General features: G+C 69.3%; 20 protein-coding genes. 12 read left to right on the forward strand and 8 right to left on the reverse strand.

The annotated features are described in order from the left end of the window. Positions 1-133 precede the first annotated feature (133 nt). The 3 genes from OG395_RS35170 to OG395_RS35180 all read right to left on the reverse strand — a co-directional run bounded on the left by OG395_RS35170 (position 134) and on the right by OG395_RS35180 (position 3,291). Positions 134-1,075, reverse strand: coding sequence for a DUF4429 domain-containing protein (locus tag OG395_RS35170; protein ID WP_327246517.1), 942 nt, complete (start codon positions 1,073-1,075; stop codon positions 134-136). An 85-nt stretch (positions 1,076-1,160) separates the two neighbouring features. Then, the gene (locus OG395_RS35175; RefSeq protein ID WP_327246518.1) at positions 1,161-2,372 is read right to left on the reverse strand and encodes an alpha/beta hydrolase; all 1,212 of its coding nucleotides are present in this window, start codon (positions 2,370-2,372) and stop codon (positions 1,161-1,163) included. Between the two features lie 226 nt (positions 2,373-2,598). Further along, entirely contained in the window at positions 2,599-3,291 is a 693-nt protein-coding gene (locus OG395_RS35180) for a TetR/AcrR family transcriptional regulator (protein ID WP_327246519.1), read from the reverse strand. Between the two features lie 116 nt (positions 3,292-3,407). Between OG395_RS35180 and OG395_RS35185 the strand changes: the two genes are divergently transcribed. Continuing rightward, positions 3,408-5,024: an MFS transporter gene (locus tag OG395_RS35185; protein ID WP_327246520.1), complete on the forward strand. Its 1,617-nt coding sequence runs from the start codon at positions 3,408-3,410 to the stop codon at positions 5,022-5,024. Between the two features lie 197 nt (positions 5,025-5,221). Next, positions 5,222-5,644 carry a peptidase inhibitor family I36 protein gene (locus tag OG395_RS35190; RefSeq protein WP_327246521.1) on the forward strand — a complete coding sequence of 141 codons (423 nt, stop codon included), beginning with the start codon at positions 5,222-5,224 and terminating at the stop codon, positions 5,642-5,644. A 60-nt stretch (positions 5,645-5,704) separates the two neighbouring features. Here OG395_RS35190 and aceE read toward each other — a convergent pair whose 3' ends face one another. Further along, positions 5,705-8,437 (reverse strand): pyruvate dehydrogenase (acetyl-transferring), homodimeric type, encoded by a 2,733-nt coding sequence (aceE, locus tag OG395_RS35195; RefSeq protein ID WP_327246522.1) that lies wholly within the window; start codon positions 8,435-8,437, stop codon positions 5,705-5,707. 481 nt (positions 8,438-8,918) lie between these two features. On the opposite strand from aceE, the gene OG395_RS35200 reads away from it, so the two are divergent. The 6 genes from OG395_RS35200 to OG395_RS35225 all read left to right on the forward strand — a co-directional run bounded on the left by OG395_RS35200 (position 8,919) and on the right by OG395_RS35225 (position 13,579). Further along, entirely contained in the window at positions 8,919-9,356 is a 438-nt protein-coding gene (locus tag OG395_RS35200) for a DUF3052 domain-containing protein (RefSeq protein ID WP_037696857.1), read from the forward strand. A 173-nt stretch (positions 9,357-9,529) separates the two neighbouring features. Beyond that, positions 9,530-9,988: a peroxiredoxin gene (locus OG395_RS35205; protein ID WP_266986044.1), complete on the forward strand. Its 459-nt coding sequence runs from the start codon at positions 9,530-9,532 to the stop codon at positions 9,986-9,988. Between the two features lie 169 nt (positions 9,989-10,157). Beyond that, the gene (locus OG395_RS35210; RefSeq protein ID WP_037696943.1) at positions 10,158-10,733 is read left to right on the forward strand and encodes a TerD family protein; all 576 of its coding nucleotides are present in this window, start codon (positions 10,158-10,160) and stop codon (positions 10,731-10,733) included. Positions 10,734-10,912: 179 nt separating this feature from the next. Continuing rightward, positions 10,913-11,488 carry a TerD family protein gene (locus OG395_RS35215; protein WP_266986046.1) on the forward strand — a complete coding sequence of 192 codons (576 nt, stop codon included), beginning with the start codon at positions 10,913-10,915 and terminating at the stop codon, positions 11,486-11,488. A gap of 71 nt (positions 11,489-11,559) precedes the next feature. Continuing rightward, complete coding sequence (locus OG395_RS35220) at positions 11,560-12,702, forward strand: DUF475 domain-containing protein (RefSeq protein WP_327246523.1); 1,143 nt, start codon at positions 11,560-11,562, stop codon at positions 12,700-12,702. 142 nt (positions 12,703-12,844) lie between these two features. Then, positions 12,845-13,579 carry a TerD family protein gene (locus OG395_RS35225; protein ID WP_266986050.1) on the forward strand — a complete coding sequence of 245 codons (735 nt, stop codon included), beginning with the start codon at positions 12,845-12,847 and terminating at the stop codon, positions 13,577-13,579. Positions 13,580-13,722: 143 nt separating this feature from the next. Here OG395_RS35225 and OG395_RS35230 read toward each other — a convergent pair whose 3' ends face one another. Further along, entirely contained in the window at positions 13,723-14,592 is an 870-nt protein-coding gene (locus tag OG395_RS35230) for a TerD family protein (RefSeq protein WP_327246524.1), read from the reverse strand. Positions 14,593-14,811: 219 nt separating this feature from the next. Between OG395_RS35230 and OG395_RS35235 the strand changes: the two genes are divergently transcribed. From OG395_RS35235 to OG395_RS35250, 4 genes are all read left to right on the forward strand, one after another. Beyond that, positions 14,812-15,975, forward strand: coding sequence for an HpcH/HpaI aldolase/citrate lyase family protein (locus OG395_RS35235; protein WP_327246525.1), 1,164 nt, complete (start codon positions 14,812-14,814; stop codon positions 15,973-15,975). 10 nt (positions 15,976-15,985) lie between these two features. Further along, positions 15,986-18,481 carry a phosphoribosyltransferase gene (locus OG395_RS35240; RefSeq protein WP_327246526.1) on the forward strand — a complete coding sequence of 832 codons (2,496 nt, stop codon included), beginning with the start codon at positions 15,986-15,988 and terminating at the stop codon, positions 18,479-18,481. After that, on the forward strand, positions 18,478-19,341 hold the full coding sequence (locus OG395_RS35245) for an HAD family hydrolase (protein WP_327246527.1): 864 nt from the start codon (positions 18,478-18,480) through the stop codon (positions 19,339-19,341). Before OG395_RS35240 ends, OG395_RS35245 begins: the two co-directional genes overlap by 4 nt. Positions 19,342-19,719: 378 nt before the next feature. Continuing rightward, the gene (locus OG395_RS35250; protein ID WP_327246528.1) at positions 19,720-20,379 is read left to right on the forward strand and encodes an O-methyltransferase; all 660 of its coding nucleotides are present in this window, start codon (positions 19,720-19,722) and stop codon (positions 20,377-20,379) included. 74 nt (positions 20,380-20,453) lie between these two features. Here OG395_RS35250 and OG395_RS35255 read toward each other — a convergent pair whose 3' ends face one another. From OG395_RS35255 to OG395_RS35265, 3 genes are all read right to left on the reverse strand, one after another. Then, complete coding sequence (locus OG395_RS35255) at positions 20,454-20,678, reverse strand: FmdB family zinc ribbon protein (RefSeq protein ID WP_327246529.1); 225 nt, start codon at positions 20,676-20,678, stop codon at positions 20,454-20,456. Between the two features lie 97 nt (positions 20,679-20,775). Next, complete coding sequence (locus tag OG395_RS35260) at positions 20,776-21,372, reverse strand: DUF4383 domain-containing protein (RefSeq protein ID WP_376334278.1); 597 nt, start codon at positions 21,370-21,372, stop codon at positions 20,776-20,778. Positions 21,373-21,431: 59 nt separating this feature from the next. After that, positions 21,432-22,799, reverse strand: coding sequence for a hypothetical protein (locus OG395_RS35265; RefSeq protein WP_327246530.1), 1,368 nt, complete (start codon positions 22,797-22,799; stop codon positions 21,432-21,434). Positions 22,800-22,865 lie beyond the last annotated feature (66 nt).

The following is a 22,865-nucleotide window of genomic DNA, read 5'->3' on the forward strand; positions in this document are numbered from 1 at the left end:
GTAGGCAGCGGACCTGCCGCGCGGCGTCATACCGGGGTCTCGATCAGGCCCCGGCGCCCCGTACGGGGGTACTACGTGCCCGCCCCTCACGGCCTCCCCACGACAGGGAGTGGGGGAGACCGTCGGCCCGCCGCTACAGCTCCGCGAGCAGCTGGGCCTTCTTCGCGCTGAACTCGTCGTCCGTCACGAGTCCCGCCCGGTGCAGCTCCCCGAGGTGCCGGATCCGCTCGGCGATGTCCGCCGGATCGCGGCGCCCCACGCCCGCCAGGACGGCGGTTGCCGCCACGGGTGCGGACTGGTTCCTGCGTACGGACTCCAGGACGGCGGCGGCGAACGGCAGCGACTCGTGCACCGGGCCGTAGCCGAGTCCGAAGATCACCGCGGCAGGGTCCTGATCTGCCTGGGTGGGCCGCGGGGGCATTGCCTGCGGACCGGGTGGGGCGTCCGTACGGGGCGCCCCGCCCTCCGCGGCCGCCAGGGAACCCGCACTCCCGGCGCCTCGCGGGACCAGCCGCAGGTAGCCGTCGAACGCCTCGGGCGACCGCCACTCGACCCCGCTCAGCTCGGTGACCGGAAACGTCTGGTCGCCCGCCTTCCACTTCGCCGTGGAGGCACCCGTCCAGAACCAGCGGAAGGAGATCCGGTCCCCGTCGAAGCTGGCCCGGCCGTCGTACGCCTTGAACTGTATCGGCGCCTCGGGGGCCGCGACCATGAAACGTTCGGCGGGCTCCCCCGCGTCCGCTCCGAGCAGTGCGCGCAGCTCGTCCGCGTAGTACTCGGCGAGCGTCTCGCGTTCGGCGGGCAGCACCAGCCGGTACGGATCGCAGCCGTCCTTCAGCTGCCCTGCCGCAGCCTCCAGCAGGGGGTCGGCACCGGGTCTCGGCACCGCATGCAGCACCACCGTGCCCCGCTTGCCCGGGGTCAGCGTCACCGACGACAACGCCGCGTGCGGAATGCGGCGTTCACGCAGGCTCTGGAAGAGCTTCGGCGTGCGTATACCCCGTTCGAAGCGGATGAGCACGGAGTCGGTGTCGAACTCCCAGGTGGCATGAATTCCGGCCAGCACATCACCCATGTGCCTCATCGTATGCGGCACTTGCCCGCACGTCCCCCCTCGGCGTATGCCGCAATCCATGCTCCCTCGCGGCTCTTTACGCGCGTCACATGCCCTCGGCGCCGGAAATTCCCTTGTGACAGGCGCTGTCGGCGCTCGCACAGGTCACCGAGCCGTAGGCGCCCACGCCGATGGCGGCGAAGTTGCTGAGGCTCTCGGTGCCCGGCACGAAATAGCCGCTGTGCCCGTTGGCATCGCCGGCCGAGACGACACGCGCACCGAAGCCCCGGTCCACCGGATCCGCCCCGTGGCCGAGCCCGCCGACCTCCATGTTCGGTACGTCCTCGATCCAGTCGTTGCGGTCCCGCATCGCCCAGACCGCGGCCGAGGTGTGCAGCTGCGCGGCGCGCTCCACCCGCATGCCGGGGCTGCCCGCGACCGCGATGTCGGTGACCCGGGACGGCAGTTCTCCCGCGGCGACACCGCACAGCACGGATCCGTAGCTGTGACAGAACAGCGAGACCTTTGACGTGCCGGGCAGCGCGCCGACGAGCGCACCCAGCCGGACCGCGCCGCGCTCGGCGAGGTTTCCCAGGGCCGCGTCCATACCGATGCCGGCGGGCGCGGTGTAGTCCGCCCAGGCGATGACGGCGGTCCGGGTGCCGGGGCGGGCGGCGCGCTCCGCCGCGTACAGCGACTTCGCCATGCCGACGGGGGCGGCGTTGACCTTCGGCCCGGTCCGCTCCAGCGTCAGCAGGTTGGTGTCGACACCGGGCACGACCACCGAGATCCGCTCGGCCTTGTCCAGGTCACCGAACACTTCGGCGGCGTGGCCCTTTCCGGACGGGTCGAAGGCCAGGAAATGCCGACCGTGGGCCAGCATCGACCGGAATCGCTCCATCCGGCGCAGCGCGTCGGCGCGGCCGTCCGGGGAGAGCCTGACGTCGTGCATGCGCCGCCGCTCGACCGCCCGCGCCTGAACCAGGGCCCGCCGGTTGGCGTGGTAGCGCAGGGTGACCGGGGCGCCGTTCAAATTGCCGACGACCAACGGGTACCTGTCGGCGAGCGCGGTCCGCTGCGTGGCGGTGAGCGTGGCGAAGAACTGCGCCAGCCGGTAGGGCGGTGCATCGGTGTCCGGCAGCGGGTGACCCGCTATCCGCCCCCGCGCCCAGGAGGCGAGTGCGATGTCGCGTGGCTCGTGGGACGGTTGGTGACGCACGGCTGTCCAGCCGGTGGTCGCCAGCATCACGAACACGACCGCGACGGCGAGCAGTGCGCGCCATGCGGTGAGCGTGGGGGAGGAGTCGAAGGAAGTCACTCCGGCCCACATTAGGAGACGCGCGACGACCACCGTGAAGCGGGTGACACACATCACTCGGCTGCAGGGAATTGAGGCGGGTTTCCCTCACGCTCCGTGCGCGCGTCCGGTACGCTCCGACGGATTTCGCGTCGCTCCCGTTTCGCACGGACCGGTTGTGGTACGGCAGTTGTGAAGTCCGTCATGTTCCGTTATGAGGCGTTCGGCACATGATGGGGTGGAGCTGTCAGGTGAAAGGCGCAGGCCCTGCGGTCACGGGTTCGACCGGCGCATGCCAGTTCCCCGCGAGCGCCGGGCCCAGTTGGTCCAGATAGTTCTCGGTCAGCGCGCGCAGCGACTCCATGCTCGTGTCCCGCCCCCGTCCCCACAGTTGCCCGGTCACCCGCATCACCCCGGAGAACGCGGCGACGGCGACCCGCGGTCGCGGATCCGTCCGGATGTCGAGGCTCTCGCGCCCGGCGATCACCTCGGCTATCTCGGTCTCCAGGTCGATGCTGCGCCGGAGGTGGGCCGCGAGCAGGGAAGGGGTCGACTCGATCATCCGGTACGTACGCATGTGGAGTTCGACCGTGACGGTCTCCTCGATCGCCTCACCGATACTGTTCCAGGCGCACAGGACCGCACTGCGCATCGCCTCGAAGGGGGCTTCCCCGGCGGGCCGTTGGCGCAGTTCGGAGAGGAAGCGCGACTCCACCATCTCCTGGACGGCGAAGGCGGTCTCCTCCTTGCTGGCGAAATAGCGGAAGAAGGTGCGCTGGGAGACCTCGACGGCGTCGACGATCTCGTCGACGGTGGTCTCGTCGTACCCCTGAGTGGTGAAGAGGTCGAGGGCGGCATGCAGCAGGGCGTCCCGGGTGCGTCGCTTCTTGCGTTCGCGCAGCCCGGTCGGTTGCTCTGCGGCGCGCCGGTCATCGGTCACTGAGCGGCTCTCTTTCGGTCTCTTTGTCCAGCTCAGGGTACCTGTGAGCTACGTGACAGTTACCGGCTTGTGAAATGGTTTGTCAACTGTCAGTGACTGACACTAATGTCCCCGGCATGACTAGTCAGACCACCGCAGAAAAGGCGTTGCGGGAGCCGCAGGGCACCCCTGCTCCCGCCCCGGCCAAGGGGCTGCGCGGCCACCCCTGGCTGACGCTCTTCTCCGTGGCCATCGGCGTGATGATGGTCGCGCTCGACGGCACGATCGTCGCGATCGCCAACCCCGCCATCCAGCAGGACCTGCACGCCTCGCTCGCCGACGTCCAGTGGATCACCAACGGCTACATGCTCGCACTCGCGGTCTCCCTGATCACCGCGGGCAAGCTCGGAGACCGGTTCGGCCACCGCCAGACCTTCCTGATCGGTGTCGTGGGCTTCGCCGCGGCATCGGGAGCCATCGGATTCTCCAGCAGCGTGGCCCTGGTCATCGCGTTCCGGGTGCTGCAGGGCCTTTTCGGCGCTCTGCTGATGCCGGCCGCGCTCGGCCTGCTGCGCGCCACCTTCCCGGCCGAGAAGCTGAACATGGCGATCGGTATCTGGGGCATGGTCATCGGCGCCTCGACGGCGGGCGGTCCGATCCTCGGCGGCGTTCTCGTCGAGCACGTCAGCTGGCAGTCCGTCTTCTTCATCAATGTGCCGGTCGGAGTGATCGCGCTCCTGCTCGGCGTGGTGATCCTCAAGGACCACCGCGCCGAGAACGCGCCGCGCTCCTTCGACATCGGCGGCATCGTGCTGCTGTCGCAGGCGATGTTCTGCCTGATCTGGGCACTCATCAAGGGTGCGGAGTGGGGCTGGGGCGACTTCAGGACGCTCGGCTTCCTGGGGGCGGCCGTGGCCCTGTTCGTGGTGTTCGCCCTCTCCCAGAAGAACGTCAGGGAGCCGCTGATCCCGCTGGCGATGTTCCGCTCGGTGCCGCTGTCCGCGGGCGTGGTCCTGATGGTGCTGATGGCGTTCGCCTTCATGGGCGGACTCTTCTTCGTCACCTTCTACCTGCAGAACGTCCACGGCATGAAGGCCGTCGACGCGGGTCTGCATCTGCTGCCGCTGACCGGGATGATGATCGTCGGCTCCCCGCTCGCGGGCCTGCTGATCACCAAGCTCGGCCCGCGCGTCCCGCTCGTCGGAGGCATGGTGTGCACCGCGGTCGCCATGTTCGGGATGTCCCAGCTGGACACCGGCACCGGCACCCTGACCATGTCCATCTGGTTCGGTCTGCTCGGCCTCGGCCTCGCCCCGGTGATGGTCGGCGCCACGGAGGTCATCGTGGGCAACGCCCCGATGGAGCTCTCCGGCGTCGCGGGCGGTCTGCAGCAGGCCGCCATGCAGGTCGGCGGCAGCCTCGGTACGGCGGTGCTGGGTGCGGTCATGGCCTCGCAGGTCGACGCGAAGCTCCCTGACAACTGGGCTGCCGCGGAGCTTCCGCCGCTCTCGTCGCAGCAGCTGGACCAGGCGTCCTCGGCCGTCGAGGTCGGGATCCCGCCGGTGGCGTCCGGCACGCAGGGTCCGATCGCGGAGAAGATCACGAGCGTGGCGCATGACACGTTCGTGTCGGGCATGGGCACGGCCTTCATGGTCGCCGGCGTGGTCGCGGTGATCGCGGCGCTGGTCGCCACGCTCACCAAGCGCGGTGCGAATGCGGAGGCGGGCGCGGGCGCGGGCGCGGGCCACATCTGAGCCCGCCGCCGGCCCTCGCCGACTCCTCGCGCCGAGGACGCCCGCGCGTCAACACAGCGCCCACGACAGCCCCGTCGGACCCCTCCGACGGGGCTGTCGCCTATCCGGGTGGTCCGGCCCTGCGCCCCTTCCCGTGGCGCTGTCCCGCAGGTCAAAGTGCGTGCAAGTGATCCACACCACCACGGGGGTTGACTGACATGCGTACGACTGCGCTTGCCGCCGCACTGACCGCCACCGCGCTCATCCCGTCGGCCGCACAGGCCTCAGAGACCGCACCGGCCACACAGGCCACCCGCACCACGCAGGTCGCATCGGCTCCGCGGGCCGCGCCGGTCCGGCTCGGGACGTGCGGGACGGGGCAGCTCTGCCTCTGGGAGAAGCCGGACTTCACCGGGGCCCGGCAGGTCCACGAACTGTCCACCATCGACATCGAAAGCTGTGTCCCGCTGCCACCGGCCGGCCAGGCCCAGGCGCTCGCCAACCGCACCGGCCGCCCCGTCACCACCTATCAGTCGGCGGAGTGCGCCGAGACCGGCGAGTTCGAGACCTATCCGGGCGGTGGCACCTGGGTGCCGCAGTCCCCGTACCAGGTCAGGGCCTTCAAAGTCTGGGAGAACTGACGCCGAAGGGCGGCGGACCAGGAGGTCCGCCGCCCTTCGGATCGATCTGTCCGGTCGTGCCTACGCGTCGCCGCCGGCCGCGCCCGGTTCGGCCGCGGTCACGTCCAGGAGTTCGTACCGGTCGATCGCCTGCTTCAGCAGCGAACGGTCGACCCGTCCCTCCTTCGCGAGCTCGGTGAGCACCGCGAGGACGATCGACTGCGCGTCGATGTGGAAGTACCGGCGGGCCGCGCCACGCGTGTCGGCGAAGCCGAAGCCGTCCGCGCCCAGCGACTGGTACGCACCGGGAACCCAGCGCGCGATCTGGTCCGGCACCGAACGCATCCAGTCCGAAACCGCCACGAACGGGCCCTCGGAGCCGGAGAGCTTCCGGGTCACGTACGGGACGCGCTGCTCCTCCTCCGGGTGCAGCAGGTTGTACCGCTCCACCTCGACGGCCTCGCGGCGCAGCTCGTTCCAGGAGGTCGCCGACCAGACGTCCGCCTTCACGTTCCACTCGTCGGCGAGGATCCGCTGCGCCTCGACCGCCCACGGGACCGCCACGCCGGACGCCATGATCTGGGCCGGGATCATGCCCTTCTCACCGCTCCTGAAGCGGTAGACGCCCTTGAGGATGCCCTCGACGTCCACGTTCTCCGGCTCGGCCGGGTGCTGGATCGGCTCGTTGTAGACGGTGAGGTAGTAGAAGACGTCCTCGCTGTTCTCGCCGTACATCCTGCGCAGACCGTCCTTGACGATGTGCGCGATCTCGTACCCGAACGCCGGGTCGTAGGCCACACAGCCGGGGTTCGTCGAGGCGAGCAGCTGCGAGTGGCCGTCCGCGTGCTGCAGACCCTCACCGGTCAGCGTCGTACGACCGGCGGTCGCACCCAGCACGAAGCCACGCGCGAGCTGGTCGGCCATCTGCCAGAACTGGTCACCGGTGCGCTGGAAACCGAACATCGAGTAGAAGACGTACACCGGAATCAGCGGCTCGCCGTGCGTGGCGTACGCCGAACCCGCGGCGATCAGCGACGCCGTGCAACCCGCCTCGGAGATGCCGTCGTGCAGCATCTGACCGGTCGGCGACTCCTTGTACGCGAGCAGCAGATCGCGGTCCACTGCCTCGTACTGCTGACCCAACGGGTTGTAGATTTTCGCGCTCGGGAAGAACGCGTCCATGCCGAAGGTGCGGTACTCGTCGGGTGCGATCAGCACGAAACGCTTGCCGATCTCCTTGTCCCGCATGAGGTCCTTCAGGATGCGGACGAACGCCATGGTCGTGGCGATCGACTGCTGACCCGAACCCTTCTTCGCGGTCGCGTACGTCTTGTCCTCGGGGAGAACCAGCGGCTTCGCGCGCACCACACGGGTCGGGACATAACCGCCCAGACTCTTGCGGCGGTCGTGCATGTACTGGATTTCTTCCGAGTCGCGGCCCGGGTGGTAGTACGGCGGGTAGCCCTCGTCCAGCTGCTTGTCCGTGATCGGGATGTGCAGCCGGTCGCGGAATCGCTTGAGGTCCTCGACCGTGAGCTTCTTCATCTGGTGGGTCGCGTTGCGGCCCTCGAAGTTCGGGCCCAGGGTCCAGCCCTTGACCGTCTGCGCGAGGATCACCGTCGGCTGGCCCTTGTGGGCCTTGGCCGCCGCGTACGCCGCGTAGACCTTCCTGTGGTCGTGACCGCCGCGGCCCAGGTGCAGGATCTGGTCGTCGGTCATGTCCCTGACCATGTCGCGCAGCCGCGGGTCGTCCCCGAAGAAGTGCTCACGGATGTACGCGCCCGACTCGGTGGCGTACGTCTGGAACTGGCCGTCCGGCGTGGTGTTCAGCTTGTTGACCAGGATGCCCGTGCGGTCCTGCGCCAGCAGCGGGTCCCAGGAGCGGTCCCAGACCAGCTTGATGACGTTCCAGCCGGCGCCGCGGAACTGCGACTCCAGCTCCTGGATGATCTTGCCGTTGCCGCGCACCGGACCGTCGAGGCGCTGCAGGTTGCAGTTGACCACGAAGGTCAGGTTGTCCAGGCCCTCACGGGCGGCGATGGAGAGCTGCCCCAGCGACTCGGGCTCGTCCATCTCGCCGTCGCCCAGGTATGCCCAGACGTGGGACCGGGAGGTGTCGGCGATGCCGCGCGCCTCCATGTAGCGGTTCATCCGGGCCTGGTAGATCGCGCCGAGCGGACCGAGGCCCATCGAGACGGTCGGGAACTCCCAGAAGTCCGGCATCAGCCGCGGGTGCGGGTAGCTGGACAGGCCGTTCGGCGCCTTCGACTTCTCCTGGCGGAAGGCGTCGAGTTGCGCCTCGTTCAGCCGGTCGAGCAGGAACGCGCGGGCGTAGATACCGGGAGAGGCGTGCCCCTGGAAGAAGATCTGGTCGCCGCCCAGACCGTCGTCCTTGCCCCGGAAGAAGTGGTTGAAGCCCACGTCGTACAGCGAGGCGGAGGAGGCGAACGTGGCGATGTGACCGCCGACGCCGATACCCGGGCGCTGGGCGCGCGACACCATCACGGCCGCGTTCCAGCGGGTCGCGTTGAGGACCTTGCGCTCGATCTCCTCGTCGCCGGGGAAGAACGGCTCGTCCTTCGTGGCGATCGTGTTCACGTAGTCCGTACTGCGCATCTCCGGCACGGCGACGCGCTTTTCGCGCGCGCGCTCGATGAGCCGGAGCATCAGGTAGCGGGCCCGCTCACGGCCGCGCTCGTCGACGGCGGCGTCGAGGGAGTCGAGCCATTCCTGGGTCTCCTCGGGATCGAAGTCCGGGACCTGGCTCGGAAGGCCGCCAATGATGATCGGGTTGCGATCGGATCCGGAAGCCACGCTGTTCCTTCGCTGTTCGGTGCTGCTCTACGGGGCCTGGTTTCGGGAGGCACGCCCCCGGGATGTATGCATGTACGCCAGCACCATCGTGTACCGCGACGACGCATACGTCATCTCTACCCGGGGGTAACCGCCAGGTGGTGAGACATCATGTCCGGTGCGCCAGGGCGGCCCGGCAGACGGGTTGGATCAAACCGCAACCATACGCCCAACCCGTCCAAGCGTTCCCAAAGGCTGTTCGACTCCGATTGGCGGACCGAAACGGCATAAGCTGTGGAAGGACGTAAAGGGTGTGGACGGCCGTGTGGAGCCCAGTCAGGGACCTGCCGATCGTGCGGCGACGTGGCAGGGAACGTCACCGTTTAGGCGGTCTCGCACGCTGGGTACTTGCGCGATCCGCCGCGCCCGTGTGGACTACGGCCAACGCCCCGCGCACGCGCGTGGCTGAAGCATTTTCCGAAACATGATCAGGAGGCAACCCGTGAGCGCGACCGCGGACCACGCGGAGGAACGGACCAACTCGGCTGCACGGCTGGGGTTCGAGCCCGGACAGGTGGTCCAGGAGATCGGCTACGACGACGACGTCGAGCAGGAGCTCCGTGAGGGCATTGAGGCCACTACCGGCCAGGAACTCGTCGATGAGGACTACGACGACGTCGCTGACGTCGTCCTGCTGTGGTTCCGCGACGAGGACGGCGACCTTACGGACGCGCTGGTGGATGCCATTGGTCTGATCGACGAAGGCGGTGTGATCTGGCTGATGACGCCGAAGACCGGCCGCGAAGGCTACGTCGAACCGAGCGATATCAACGAGGCCGGCCAGACAGCCGGTCTTTCCCAGACCAAGAGCATCAATGCGGGCAAGGACTGGACGGGCAGCCGTCTGGTCACCCCGAAGTCGGCCAAAGCCAGGCGCTGAACCGCACTCACCACGAGGCCCCCGCCGGTCGTGCACCGGCGGGGGCCTTCGTATGCCCGTTCACATCTGCGGCCCGCGCACATCCCTGTCCGCAGGCCCACCGAGGTCTCTGCGTAGGGTGGGAGTCCACCCGGACAGCCCAGCCCGGTGAAGCAGTGAAGGGACGCGTTTCCATGGCGATCGAGGTCGGTACCCAGGCCCCGGATTTCGAGCTGAAGGACAACCACGGCCGGACCGTGAAGCTCTCCGACTTCCGCGGCGAGAAGAACGTGGTGCTGCTGTTCTACCCGTTCGCCTTCACCGGCGTCTGCACGGGTGAGCTCTGCGCGCTGCGCGACGAGCTGCCGCGGTTCGAGAACGACGACACGCAGCTGCTGGCCGTCTCCAACGACTCCATTCACACCCTGCGCGTCTTCGCCGAGCAGGAGGGCCTCGAGTACCCGCTGGTCTCGGACTTCTGGCCGCACGGCGCGACCTCCCGCGCCTACGGCGTCTTCGACGAGGAGAAGGGCTGCGCGGTGCGCGGCACCTTCATCATCGACAAGGAGGGCGTGGTGCGCTGGACCGTCGTCAACGGCCTGCCGGACGCGCGCGACCTGAACGACTACATCAAGGCCCTCGACGCGATCTGATCCGGTTCCGGACGATCCCGCGTCGGTGTTCCGGTGGATCTCCCGGCGCCCCGGCCAAAAGCCTGTTTTGGCCGGGAACCGGTCACTAGGATCCACTCGTTGATCCGATGCCAACGCAACGTGGAGGCGCCGGCAGTCGTCGGCCCCCAAGAAACCAATGGGAGGACTCGTGGGAGTCAGCCTCAGCAAGGGCGGCAACGTCTCGCTGACCAAGGCCGCGCCCAACCTGACCGCTGTCGTCGTCGGTCTCGGGTGGGATGCCCGTACCACCACCGGTGGAGACTTCGACCTCGACGCCAGCGCGCTGCTGACCAACGCCGAGGGCAAGGTCGGCAGCGACGGTAATTTTGTCTTCTTCAACAACCTCAAGAGCCCCGACGGCTCTGTCGAGCACACCGGTGACAACCTCACCGGTGAGGGCGAGGGCGACGACGAGGTCATCAAGGTGAACCTGGCCGGAGTCCCGGCCGACGTCGACAAGATCGTCTTCCCGGTCTCGATCTACGAGGCCGAGACCCGCCAGCAGAGCTTCGGCCAGGTGCGCAACGCGTACATCCGCGTGGTGAACCAGGCGGACAACAGCGAACTCGCGCGGTACGACCTGAGCGAGGACGCCTCGACGGAGACCGCCATGGTCTTCGGCGAGCTGTACCGCAACGGCGCCGAGTGGAAGTTCCGTGCCATCGGCCAGGGCTACGCCTCGGGTCTGCGCGGCATCGCGCAGGACTTCGGCGTCAACGTCTGAGTACGGCCCAGAGAGCGCGACCGGGCCGTTCCTGAGAAGGCACAGCCCGGGCCGCGCCCAGGGGGTGTCCGGTCATGATCCGCAATACACCCCCCAGCACGTCCCCGTCCGGCGCCGCACCCAGTGCGGCGCCGGACGCGCTCAACAGACGGTTCATCGACTCGGGGAGGACTCACATCATGGGCGTCACACTCGCCAAGGGGGGCAATGTCTCCCTCTCCAAGGCCGCACCCAACCTCACCCAGGTGCTCGTCGGCCTCGGCTGGGACGCACGATCCACCACGGGCGCCGACTTCGACCTCGACGCCAGCGCACTGCTGTGCCAGTCGGGCCGGGTGCTCGGCGACGAATGGTTCGTCTTCTACAACAACCTCACGAGTCCGGACGGCTCCGTGGAACACACGGGCGACAATCTCACCGGCGAGGGCGAGGGCGACGACGAGTCGGTCATCGTGAACCTCAACCAGGTCCCCGCCCACTGCGACAAGATCGTTTTTCCGGTCTCGATCCATGAGGCCGACAACCGCGGGCAGACTTTCGGCCAGGTCAGCAACGCGTTCATTCGCGTGGTGAACCAGGCGGACGGCCAGGAACTCGCGCGCTACGACCTGAGCGAGGACGCCTCCACCGAGACCGCGATGATCTTCGGCGAGCTCTACCGGTACAACGGCGAGTGGAAGTTCCGTGCAGTGGGACAGGGGTACGCGTCGGGGCTGCGGGGCATCGCTCTAGACTTCGGGGTCAACGTTTCGTAAAGCCGCGCACGGCGCGGGGGAGCCCCGTACACATCCGGGGGAGACCCGTTACATACACGATGGGGTAGCCAGTGCTTCTGAAAACCTTCGGCTGGTCGTTCGCGATTACCGCGCTCGGCCTGGTCGCAGCGGTGCTCTACGGGGGGTGGGAAGCATTCGGTGTGGTCGCGATTCTTTCCGTCCTCGAGATCTCGCTGTCCTTCGACAACGCGGTGGTCAACGCCGGAATCCTGAAGAAGATGAATGCCTTCTGGCAGAAGATCTTCCTCACGGTCGGTGTACTCATCGCGGTCTTCGGTATGCGGCTGGTCTTCCCCGTCGTGATCGTGGCCATCACCGCCAAGATCGGGCCCATCGAGGCGGTCGATCTCTCGTTCAGCCAGCCCGAGCGCTATCAGGAACTGGTCACGGACGCCCACCCGGCGATCGCCGCCTTCGGTGGCATGTTCCTTCTGATGATCTTCCTCGACTTCATTTTCGAGGACCGTGACATCCAGTGGCTGCGCTGGATCGAGCGTCCGCTCGCCAAGCTCGGCAAGGTCGACATGCTGTCGGTCTGCATCGCGCTCATCGTGCTGCTGGTCTCGGCCATGACCTTCGCGACCCAGGCGCACCAGCACGGCGGCGCGCACGCGGACAAGGCGGAGACCGTCCTGCTCGCGGGTATCGCGGGTCTGATCACGTACCTCATCGTCGGCGGCCTCTCCGGCTACTTCGAGAACAAGCTCGAGGAAGAGGAGGAGCGCGAGCACGAGGCTGAGGCCGAGGCCAGGAAGACCGGCAAGAAGCTGTCCGCCGTGGCGCTCTCCGGCAAGGCCGCGTTCTTCATGTTCCTCTACCTCGAAGTCCTCGACGCGTCCTTCTCGTTCGACGGCGTCATCGGCGCCTTCGCCATCACCAACGAGATCGTGCTGATGGCCCTCGGCCTCGGCATCGGCGCCATGTACGTCCGGTCGCTCACGGTCTACCTGGTCCGCCAGGGCACCCTGGACGACTACGTCTACCTGGAGCACGGCGCGCACTACGCCATCGGCGCGCTGTCCGTCATCCTTCTCGTCACCATCCAGTACCAGATCAACGAGATCATCACCGGTCTCGTCGGCGTCGTCCTGATCGGCTGGTCCTTCTGGTCCTCCGTCCGGCGCAACAAGGCCCTGGAGGCCGGGGGCGGCGACGGCTCGGATTCCAGGGCGGAAGTCCCGTCCGGGGTGTGACCCGGTAGGGATTGAGGAACGCTCTCTGCGGGGCGGTCCGTACGGCGGCGGTTCTCCGGGAACACCCGGACCCGGCCCGGGGGCCGCCCCGCAGTGATGCGTGCGGGGCCTGGGCACTTACCGAGACGTGTGGGGGTTGGGGATGGCGTTCTGGGACAGCCTGTGGCCGGGGCGGGAAGCACAGTTCGAGTCGGGCAACGCGGCGACCAACTCCATCGTGCTGTCCAAGCGGCACGCCACGGTCTCCCTCACCAAACAGGGCGCGCTGACCGGCAACCTGCGGGTCAACCTCTCCTGGCGGATGCGTACGTCCGACATCGAGGGCAGGTCACGGCAGAGCGGGCGGCTGCTGCGGCCGTTCAAACTCTTCCAGCCCGATGTGGTCCAGGCGCACACCCAGGGTGTGGTCAACGTCGACCTGGACCTGGGCTGCATGTACGAGCTGAAGGACGGCACCAAAGGCGTGGTGCAGCCGCTCGGCAACCTGATCGGCGACCTGAACGCGCCGCCGTACATCAGGCTCAGCGGGGACGACCGCTTCGGGGCGCCATCGGGGGAGACCGTGTACGTCAACCTCGACCAGCGGGACCAGATCAAGCGGCTGCTGTTCTTCGTCTACATCTACGACCAGACGCCGGCCTTCGACCGTACGCACGCCAAGGTGACGCTCTACCCGGGCAACGGCCCGCGGATCGAGATCGAGCTCGACGAGCGGGCCCCGCAGGCGCGCTCGTGTGCCGTGTTCACCGTGGAGAACGTCAAGGACGAGCTGATCGTGCGGCGCGAGGTGAAGTTCGTCTACGGCTTCCAGTCGGAGCTGGACCGGCTGTACGGCTGGGGAATGCAGTGGGGGCGCGGCTACAAGTCCCGGGCCTGAGAGCCTGTCGGGTGGCCTCTGATCGGGCGGCCACGCTCTGGCACGCACGCCCGCCGCCTTGGAATCGCACGCACCGGACCGCGTCCGCTATCCGATCGAAGGTCACCCGACAGGCTCTGAGCGGGCGCCTCCCGCCGCGGCGGTCAGGAGCGGACGAACTGGGGACCCTGCGGCGGCAGCACGAAATTCGGGTCCGGGGCGGGCCCGGCGGCCGCCGCGGGCTGCGGATAGCCGTATGCGGGCTGCGGCGCGGCCGGCTGCGGGTAGCCGTATGCGGGCTGAGGAGCGGGGGCGGCCGTGGGCTGCGGGTAGCCGTACGCCGCCGGGGCGGCCGCGGGCTGCGGGTAGCCGTACGTGGGCTGCTGGTGCTGGACCGTGGCCTGCGGGTCGGGTCCGGGTGCCGGTGCCGGGACAGACACGGGGGCGACCGTCGGCACGGCCGGGGCCGGATCGGGCTCGGCCGCGGCCTCCGCCTCGTCGACCGAGATACCGAATGCGGTCGCGAGCCCGACCAGCCCGGTCGGGTAGCCCTGACCGACCGCCCGGAATTTCCAGCCATCGCCGCGCCGGTAGAGCTCACCGCAGATGATCGCGGTCTCCTCGCCGGTCTCCGGCCGTACATCGAACACGGCGAGCGGGTCGCCGCCCGCCGACGCCGCGTCGTAGAGAAGTATGCGGAGATCGCGGACCCGCTGGAAGGCGGCCCCGTCGGAGGAAGCCGCGATGACCACCTGTTCGACCGACGGGTCGAGCGCGCCCAGGTCGGCCTCGATGGTGTCGGTGAGCCCCTCGGCGACACTGCGCTTCGGTAGCCGTCGTACCAGGCCGGAGGGGTGTCGGGACTGGTTGTAGAACACGAAGTCCTCGTCCGAGCGCACACGGCCACCGGCGCCGAGAAGCAGGGCCGAGGCGTCCACATCGGGCACCCCGGCACCCGGAGTCCAGCGCAGCACGGCTCGTACGGCCATGGCATCGAGGGGGACGTTCGAGCCCTTCAGCATCGCGTGCGTCATGGCGGTCATCCTGCCTGCTGGCTGCCTGCGCAGACAACGTGGGGGCCCGACCCATGTCTCGGCAGCGCGTCGGAACCACGTCCTCCGGGCCTTGCGGAACCGTCGGGAAATGGACGAGTTACCCGAAATTCATGCACGTGGGGAACTGTCGACACCCGTCCATACGTACTATTACCGGCCACACGTTGTCGGGCCGGTCCAGCAGTACGGGGGAATCACATGCGTCATTTCGGGCACGTCTCGCCCGCTGCGCGGGAAGGCCTGTTCTTTCGGCAGCCGTGCGAATTCGGGGCGGAGTCCCCCGCCCGGATACTTTCGGCCGCCCTCGGCGCCACTCTGTACTCCCCGGCCACCCGGCCGCGGCTCGCCGATGACGTCCTCAAGCAGGCCGGGCGCGGTGTGGTCTCGATGGTGCTGTGCCTGGAGGACTCCATCGACGACTCCGAGGTGTTGGACGCCGAGGAGAACCTCGTCAGGCAGTTCGCCGACCTCGCTGCGCGCGGCGCCGAGGTGCCGCTGCTCTTCATCCGGGTCCGCGAACCGGAGCAGATATCGGACCTGGTGCAGCGGCTCGGAAGCTCGGTCCGATTGTTGTCCGGTTTTGTACTTCCGAAGTTCACGGAAGAGCGTGGTCTTCCGTTCATGGAGGCGCTCACCAAGGCCGAGACGACCGGGGGACAGCGCCTGTTCGCGATGCCCGTTCTCGAATCGCCCGAGCTGCTGCACCTGGAGACCCGCGCGGCGGCGCTCCAGGGAATCGTCCGCACCGTCCACACCTACCGGGACCGGGTGCTCGCCCTGCGGCTCGGGGTCACCGACTTCTGCTCGGCGTACGGACTGCGCAGGGCGCCCGACATGACGGCGTACGACGTCCAGCTCGTCGCCGCGGTCATAGCCGATGTGGTCAACGTGCTGGGCCGGGCGGACGGGACGGGCTTCACGATCACCGGACCGGTGTGGGAGTACTTCCGGCTCCAGGAGCGCATGTTCAAGCCGCAGCTGCGCCGCAGCCCCTTCCTGGAGGGCCGGGCCGAGGGGCTGCGCACGACACTGATCGAGCACGACCTCGACGGGCTGCTGCGGGAGATCGAGCTCGACCGGGCCAACGGGCTGCTCGGCAAGACCTGCATCCACCCGTCGCACGTCGCGCCGGTGCACGCACTGTCCGTGGTCAGTCATGAGGAGTTCAGCGACGCACAGGACATCCTGCGGCCGGAGCGCGGCGGTGGCGGAGTGATGCGCTCCGCATACACGAACAAAATGAATGAAGTGAAGCCGCACCGCGCCTGGGCCGAGCGCACCCTGCAACGGGCCGAGGTCTTCGGCGTGGCGAAGGAAGACGTCGGCTTCGTGGATCTGCTGGCCGCCGGGCTTGCGGAATGAGCGCGTCTCGATGAGCGAGCGCGCAGCAAGGAAAGAGACGGCGAACGTGGTGTGGTCGGGTAGCTGGGTGGCGGAGCGACTGGGCGTCGAGCTCGTCGGCAACGGGAAGCCCGAAGGCGACGGCGAGCTCAGGGAGCTGCTGGGCCTCGCCCTGCGCCGCAACCCCAAGCGGGCCCATCTGCTCGTCTCCAATGTGCTGGGCAAGCATGTGCCGCAGCGGCCCTCCGTGGTGTACGGCGCGGGGGTCGAGCTCGGCCTGCGCGTGCGCGCGCTCCTCGGGGAGGCGGAGGCCCGCCGGGCGGTGGTGCTCGGGTACGCGGAGACGGCCACAGGCCTCGGTCACGCGGTCGCCGACGGGCTGGGCGTGGCCCCGTACCTCCACTCGACGCGGCGTCCGGTCGAGGGTGTGGCCCGGGCGGGCGGCTTCGAGGAGTCGCACTCGCACGCGACGTCGCATCTGCTGCTGCCGGAGGACCCCGCCCTGCTGGCGCGCGGGAGCGGGGCGCCGCTCGTGCTGGTGGACGACGAGTTCTCCACGGGCAACACCGTGCTCAACACGATCCGCGCGCTGCACGAGCTGTACCCGCGCGACCGCTACGTCATCGTGGCTCTGGTGGACATGCGCTCGGCGGCCGACCGCGAACGGCTGACCGGGTTCGCCGCCGAGATCGGCGCCCGCGTCGACCTGGTGGCCAGGGGTACGGGCACGGTGCGCCTCCCGGACGGTGTTCTGGAGAAGGGCCAGGCCCTGGTCGCCGCCCACGAGTCGGAGCGCGAACCCGCCCGGGCCGGCGCGGCAGGATCCGTCAGCCCCCGCACGCGGGTGGAGCTGGAGTGGCCCGCCGGTGTGCCCGACGGCGGACGGCACGGCTTCACCCCCGCCCACCGGGAGACGCTCGAATCGGCCCTTCCCGCCATGGCCGCCCGCATCGCCGACGCCCTGGGCGGTGAAGCCCGCCGCATACTCGTCCTCGGCTTCGAGGAGCTGATGTACGCACCGCTCCGGCTGGGCACCGCGCTGGAGGAGCACACCGACGCCGAGGTGCGCTACTCGACCACCACACGGTCCCCCGTCCTCGCCGTGAACGACCCCGGCTATGCGATACGCAGCCGGCTGGTCTTCCCGGCCCACGACAACCCGGCCGACGGCCCCGGCATCCGCTACGCGTACAACGTCGCGGACGCCGGTTTCGACGCCGTGGTCGTCGTCGTCGACTCCGCCGCCGACACCCCGGAACTGCACGCCCCGGACGGCCTGCTGGCGGAACTCGCCGCACACACCGCCCACGTCCTGCTGGCCGTCGTCCCCTCGTACGTCCCGTCGTCCGCCCCCTCCACCGCCCCCGAACGGCAGGAACCCCCCATGCTGTCCGAGCCCCTCCGCGGCCCAGCCTTCTCCTCCTACGCGCCGGAAGAAGTCGGCTGGCTGCTCCAGGACCTCTCGGACACCGAGCTGGAGGCGCCCACCGAGGAGCGCGAGGAGGCGATACAGAGCGGGGGTGCGCACTACGCCGAATCACTGCCCGTCGAGTACCAGCCGTCGGCCGAGTACCAGGACCTGTTCAAGGCGGCCCTGGACCTGTCGGCGGCCCGCATCGCACGGGCCGTCGGAACCGTCACCGAGACGGTCCTCGCCGAGCGCACCCCCCGCCCCGTCCTGGTCTCCCTCGCGCGGGCCGGCACCCCGGTCGGCGTGCTGATGCGCCGCTGGGCCCAGCACCGTCACGGGCTCGACCTGCCGCACTACGCCGTCTCCATCGTGCGCGGCCGGGGCATCGACGCGAACGCCCTGCGCTGGCTGGCCGCCCACCACGACCCCGCCGACGTCGTCTTCGTCGACGGCTGGACCGGCAAGGGCGCCATCACCCGCGAACTGGCCGCCGCACTCGGGGAGTTCGAAGGGTTCGACCCCGAGATCGCGGTCCTCGCCGACCCGGGCGGCTGCGTCCGCACCTACGGCACCCGCGAGGACTTCCTCATCCCGTCCGCCTGCCTCAACTCCACTGTCTCCGGGCTGATTTCCCGTACAGTCCTCCGGCCGGACCTGGTCGGCCCCCATGACTTCCACGGCGCGAAGTTCTACCGCGGGCTCGCGGAAGCCGATGTGTCCGGTCACTTCCTCGACACCGTCGCGGCCCACTTCGACGAGGTCGTCGACGTCGTGGACGCCGAGGTCAAGGAGCTGCTCACGGCCGACCGCGCCCCCACCTGGGAGGGCTGGGCGGCCGTCGAGCGCATCAGCGAGGAGTACGGCATCCACGATGTGAACCTGGTCAAGCCGGGTGTCGGCGAGACCACCCGCGTACTGCTGCGACGCGTCCCCTGGAAGATCCTCGCCAAGCGCGGAGCCGGTGCCGACCTCGAGCACATCCGGCTGCTGGCCGAGCAGCGCGGCGTGCCGGTCGAGGAGGTCGACGGTCTCCCGTACACCTGCGTCGGACTGATCCACCCGAAGTACACCCGCGGAGCGACGGGCGCGGACGGCAAGGCGGTGGCGTCACAGTGACCCACCCGGCCACTACGACCATCCCCACCACCCCGACCACCCCTGTGACGCTGGTCGCCAGCGACCTCGACCGCACCCTCATCTATTCGACGGCGGCACTTCAGCTCGCCATGCCGGACGCGGACGCCCCCCGGCTGCTCTGCGTCGAGGTGTACGGGAACAAGCCGCTCTCCTACATGACGGAGACGGCCGCCGCACTCGTCGACGAACTGGCCCGCACCACGGTCTTCGTACCCACGACCACCCGGACCCGCGAGCAGTACCACCGCATCCAGTTCCCCGGCCCCGCACCGAAGTTCGCCATCTGCGCCAACGGGGGACACCTCCTGGTCGACGGCGTCTCCGATCCCGACTGGCAGGACCGGGTGGCCCGCCGGCTCGCCGACGAGTGCGCCTCGCTCGCCGAGGTCCGCGCCCACCTCGTGGCCGCCGCCGACCCCGCCTGGCTGCTGAAGGAACGAGTCGCCGAGGACCTCTTCGCCTATCTCGTCGTCGAACGCTCGCTGCTGCCCACGGACTGGGTGAAGGAGCTGGCCGAGTGGGCGGGGCCCCGCGGCTGGACCGTGTCCCTCCAGGGCCGCAAGATCTACGCCGTGCCCAAGCCGCTCACCAAGAGCGCCGCGATGAACGAGGTCGCCCACCGCGCCGGCGCCACCCTCACCCTCGCCGCCGGCGACTCGCTCCTCGACGCCGATCTGCTCCTCGCCGCCGACCTCGCCTGGCGTCCGGGCCACGGTGAACTCGCCGACACCGACTGGAGCGCCCCGCACGTCGACGTCCTGACGGAACGTGGTGTGGCGGCGGGCGAGGAAATCCTCCGCCGGTTCATTCGGGCCTCCGTCGCCCGGCGCGGCCTCTGAGAGCCTGTCGGGTGACCTCTGATCGGGCGGCCACGCCCTGGCACGCACGCTTCCCGCGTTGCCGAAATGTCCTAGTAGCTCCTTCCCCAAGCTCTCGGCTTCGCTCGAGCAGGGGAGACCCCATCCGAGGACATCCCGCCGCCTTGGAATCGCACGCACCAGACCGCGTCCGCTATCCGATCGAAGGTCACCCGACAGGCTCTGACTCCTGCGCGGCCGTCGCCGAACGGCTGGACCCTGCGCGGAGAAACACGTCGACGCGATCTTCGACAAGCTCGGACCGACAGGGAACAGTGGCTGGCAGCCGACGCGTTCCCCCCGTACTCCGGTACGGGGGGACCTGACCAGCCTGCCCGGCACGCACAGAGAGAGTCTGCGATGTCCAAGGGAAACGAAACCAAGATCACGGACGAGTTGTACGCGTACATGCTGGCGCACAATCCGCCGCTCGACGCGGTGCAGCGGGAACTCGTCGAGACCACATACGCGCGCCTTCCCGGTCAGGCCGGCATGCAGTCCGCCGAGGAGCAGGGGCCGCTGCTCGCCTTCCTCGTACGGCTGACCGGGGCCCGGCACATCGTCGAGGTCGGGACATTCACCGGGTTCTCCGCTCTGGCCATGGCGCAGGCGCTGCCCGCCGACGGGCGGCTGATCGCCTGCGACATCTCGGAGGAGTGGACCGCCTACGGCAGGGAGGCGTGGGAGAAGGCAGGCGTCGCCGACCGGATCGAGCTGCGCATCGCCCCCGCGCTCGACACGCTGAGGGCGATGCCGTCCGAACCGCACATCGATCTCGCCTATCTGGACGCGGACAAGGGCAACTACATCCCGTACTGGGAGGAGCTGGTGCCCCGCATGCGGCAAGGCGGCCTCGTCGTCACCGACAACGTGCTGTTCCACGGCGGCGTGACCGACCCGCAGGCGACCGGCGCGGCGGCGGCGATCAAGGAGTTCAACGAGCATGTGGCCGCCGACCCGCGGATGGACAGCGTGATGCTCACCGTGGCGGACGGGCTGACACTCTCCCGCAGGAGGTAGCGCCGCCCGCCCGCCGGGGCGAGCCGTAAGCACGGCCCACCCGCCGGGTCGAGCCGTTCGACGCCGCGGCCGGGTCAGCCGCAGCAACCCCCACCGCAGCAGCCCCCGCCACCACCGCCACCCGACGGGGCGGCGGGCGCGGACTTGGCCGAACCCCCGCCCACAGCCACGGTGGAGAGGAGCTTCACGGTGTCCTCGTGCCCGGCGGGGCAGGAGGCAGGGGCCGAGGACTCGGCCATCGGACGGCTGAGTTCGAACGTGTCTCCGCAGGAGCGGCATCGGTACTCGTAACGAGGCATGACCCCAGGCTAACCGGCGGCGCCGGCCGGCAGTGGTATCCGGCAACAGGACCCGGGGACGGTACGGGGAGGGCGCACCGCCGCGACGGCACCGCTCCTACGACCGGGCAATCGGCATGGACTGCCGCCGACGGCGGCGCAGCTCCTGAGCTGCCTGCTCGGGATGGCGGGCCTGCCAGTACGGGTTGTCGTGCGGGAGCCCGCCACTGACCCTCCCGTACATCCCGAACATCATCAGCATCAGCCCGACGACAAAGCTGAACAGCACGTTCTGCAGGTGGAAGGCCAGGAAGTTGTAGTCCGTGTCGAGCAGCGCGAGATTGATGAAGCCACTGAGGATGAACGCGATCCCGAGGACCATGTTGAGCGTCGAGGCGAAGTTGCCGCCGATCACCATTCCGGTGAACAGGAGCAGGCCGACGCAGATGGACAGGATGCTGAGCGCGCCGTTGGTGTTCAGGCCCGCGACGGTGGCGCCACCCGTGTCGAAGAAGCCGATCTCGTCGATGAGTCCGAGGATGCCGAAGGCGAGCAGCACCAGTCCCATCAGCCCTGCCCCGACGCGGTAGACGCTGCTGAGCCGGTGATCGACCGGGAGATGTTCGTCGAGCCGGGCCATTCTGCCGGGTCTTGCCGGCCCTCGCGCCGCTCGCTGCGGGTGATGAGGGAGGTGCGGGGCATGAGTGTGGGCCATGGCGGCCTCCTTCGGACAACCACCATGATCCGCCCCGCCCCGGGCCCGGACAACTCGGCTCAGCCCCCGGCGCCACGCTCCTCCCGGATCTCGGAGACCACCCTCGCAGCCGTCTGTCGCACCGCTTCCGTCTCGGTCAGAAAGTGCCAGTAGTCGGGGTGGCGGCCCTCCAGTCCGGCGACGGCGCGCTCCAGCCTGGCCACTGCGTCGTCCAGCGGTCGGGCATGGCGCGGGTCGGGCGTGTTGCGGCCCGCCATGGCCAGACGCTGCGCGTCCCGGATCGCGAACCGGGTCCGCTGGATCTCCTGCTGCGGATCCTTGGCCACGGCGTCGAGCCGGTGCAGCCGGTCACCGGCCGCGGACACCGCCTCGTCCGTCGCGTTCAGCAGGGCCCGTACGGTGGAGAGCCGCGAGGTCGCATCCGCCCAGCGCTGCTCGTCCCGCGCCTTGGCCGCCTCCTTGAGCTTCTCCTCGGCCTGCCGCACATTGACCGCCGCCTGCTCCGGAACCGGCTGAAGGTCCTGCCAGCACGCGGCCGAGAAACGCCGCCTCAGCTCACTCAGCACCGGTTCCACCGAGCCCGCGCGGGTGGTCAGCGCCTGGGCACGGGTACGCAGCGACACCAGCCGGTGGTCGATCTCGGCGGCACGCTCGGGAAGCTGTGCCGCCTCCGCCCGGATGGCCTCCGCACCGCGCAGCACCTGATCGGCGCGGAGCAGCGTCTCCGGCACGCCGTGCCGGCCGGCGCCCTGGTTGAGCTTGGTCAGTTCGGGGGCGAGGGCCGCCAGGCGCGCGGCGAGATCGTCCGCCCGCAGCCCGGACGCGCGCACCGCGTCGAGAGCATTGCTCGCGCCGAGCAGCGCCTGCCGGGCCCGCTCCACGGCGGGTGCGAGCCGGGCGAGCTGTGTCTCCGCGTTTCCCAGGAGCGGACCGAGTCCCTGGGCGAACCGGTCGAGCTCGCCCTTGACCCGTACGAGCTCGTCCTTGGCGCCCGTCAGCTCCGTCCTGGCACGCGCCGCGATCGCCGGTTCGAGATCGTCCCGGTCCAGGTCGTGCGCGTCCACCGCCGTGATGTACGCATGGCTCGCCTCGTCGATCCGCCGCCCCAGAGCGGCGAAATCGTCCGCGACCTTGCGCGCGGCGGGCGAACTGTCCACCGCGGTGATCGTCTCGATCGAGATCTGCAGATCGCGCTGAGCGGTGTCCAGCTCGTAGAACGCCTCCGCGGCCGCATCCTTCGCCGCCTGCGCCTCGACACGCTGGCTCTCCCCACGGCCGCCGAACCAGCGCCGTGTACCTCCACCGGCGAAAGCGGCCGGCACCGCGGCAGCGAGCAACGGCACCGGAAGCAGCATCAATGCGAGGACGTCCCTGACGGCGGAAATGCCACCCGCTCCTGCCCGCGGCCGCGCGTGTGTCGCCGTCACATCCCTCTCCCGTGCCGTTTCGCCCTGCCCGGTTTATTCTCCCACCAGGTAAGGACGAACACACGG

The sequence above is a fragment of the Streptomyces sp. NBC_01320 genome (genome assembly GCF_035974375.1).
Taxonomy (GTDB): domain Bacteria; phylum Actinomycetota; class Actinomycetes; order Streptomycetales; family Streptomycetaceae; genus Streptomyces; species Streptomyces yanii.

Excerpts from the sequence above, each read along its gene's own strand:
- OG395_RS35260 (WP_376334278.1), bottom strand. The coding sequence starts at position 21,372 with ATGGCCCACACTCATGCCCCGCACCTCCCTCATCACCCGCAGCGAGCG.
- OG395_RS35230 (WP_327246524.1), bottom strand. The coding sequence starts at position 14,592 with ATGACGCACGCGATGCTGAAGGGCTCGAACGTCCCCCTCGATGCCATG.
- OG395_RS35235 (WP_327246525.1), top strand. The coding sequence starts at position 14,812 with ATGCGTCATTTCGGGCACGTCTCGCCCGCTGCGCGGGAAGGCCTGTTC.
- OG395_RS35240 (WP_327246526.1), top strand. The coding sequence starts at position 15,986 with ATGAGCGAGCGCGCAGCAAGGAAAGAGACGGCGAACGTGGTGTGGTCG.
- OG395_RS35215 (WP_266986046.1), top strand. The coding sequence starts at position 10,913 with ATGGGCGTCACACTCGCCAAGGGGGGCAATGTCTCCCTCTCCAAGGCC.
- OG395_RS35190 (WP_327246521.1), top strand. The coding sequence starts at position 5,222 with ATGCGTACGACTGCGCTTGCCGCCGCACTGACCGCCACCGCGCTCATC.
- OG395_RS35225 (WP_266986050.1), top strand. The coding sequence starts at position 12,845 with ATGGCGTTCTGGGACAGCCTGTGGCCGGGGCGGGAAGCACAGTTCGAG.
- OG395_RS35250 (WP_327246528.1), top strand. The coding sequence starts at position 19,720 with ATGTCCAAGGGAAACGAAACCAAGATCACGGACGAGTTGTACGCGTAC.
- OG395_RS35205 (WP_266986044.1), top strand. The coding sequence starts at position 9,530 with ATGGCGATCGAGGTCGGTACCCAGGCCCCGGATTTCGAGCTGAAGGAC.
- OG395_RS35185 (WP_327246520.1), top strand. The coding sequence starts at position 3,408 with ATGACTAGTCAGACCACCGCAGAAAAGGCGTTGCGGGAGCCGCAGGGC.
- OG395_RS35255 (WP_327246529.1), bottom strand. The coding sequence starts at position 20,678 with ATGCCTCGTTACGAGTACCGATGCCGCTCCTGCGGAGACACGTTCGAA.
- OG395_RS35170 (WP_327246517.1), bottom strand. The coding sequence starts at position 1,075 with ATGGGTGATGTGCTGGCCGGAATTCATGCCACCTGGGAGTTCGACACC.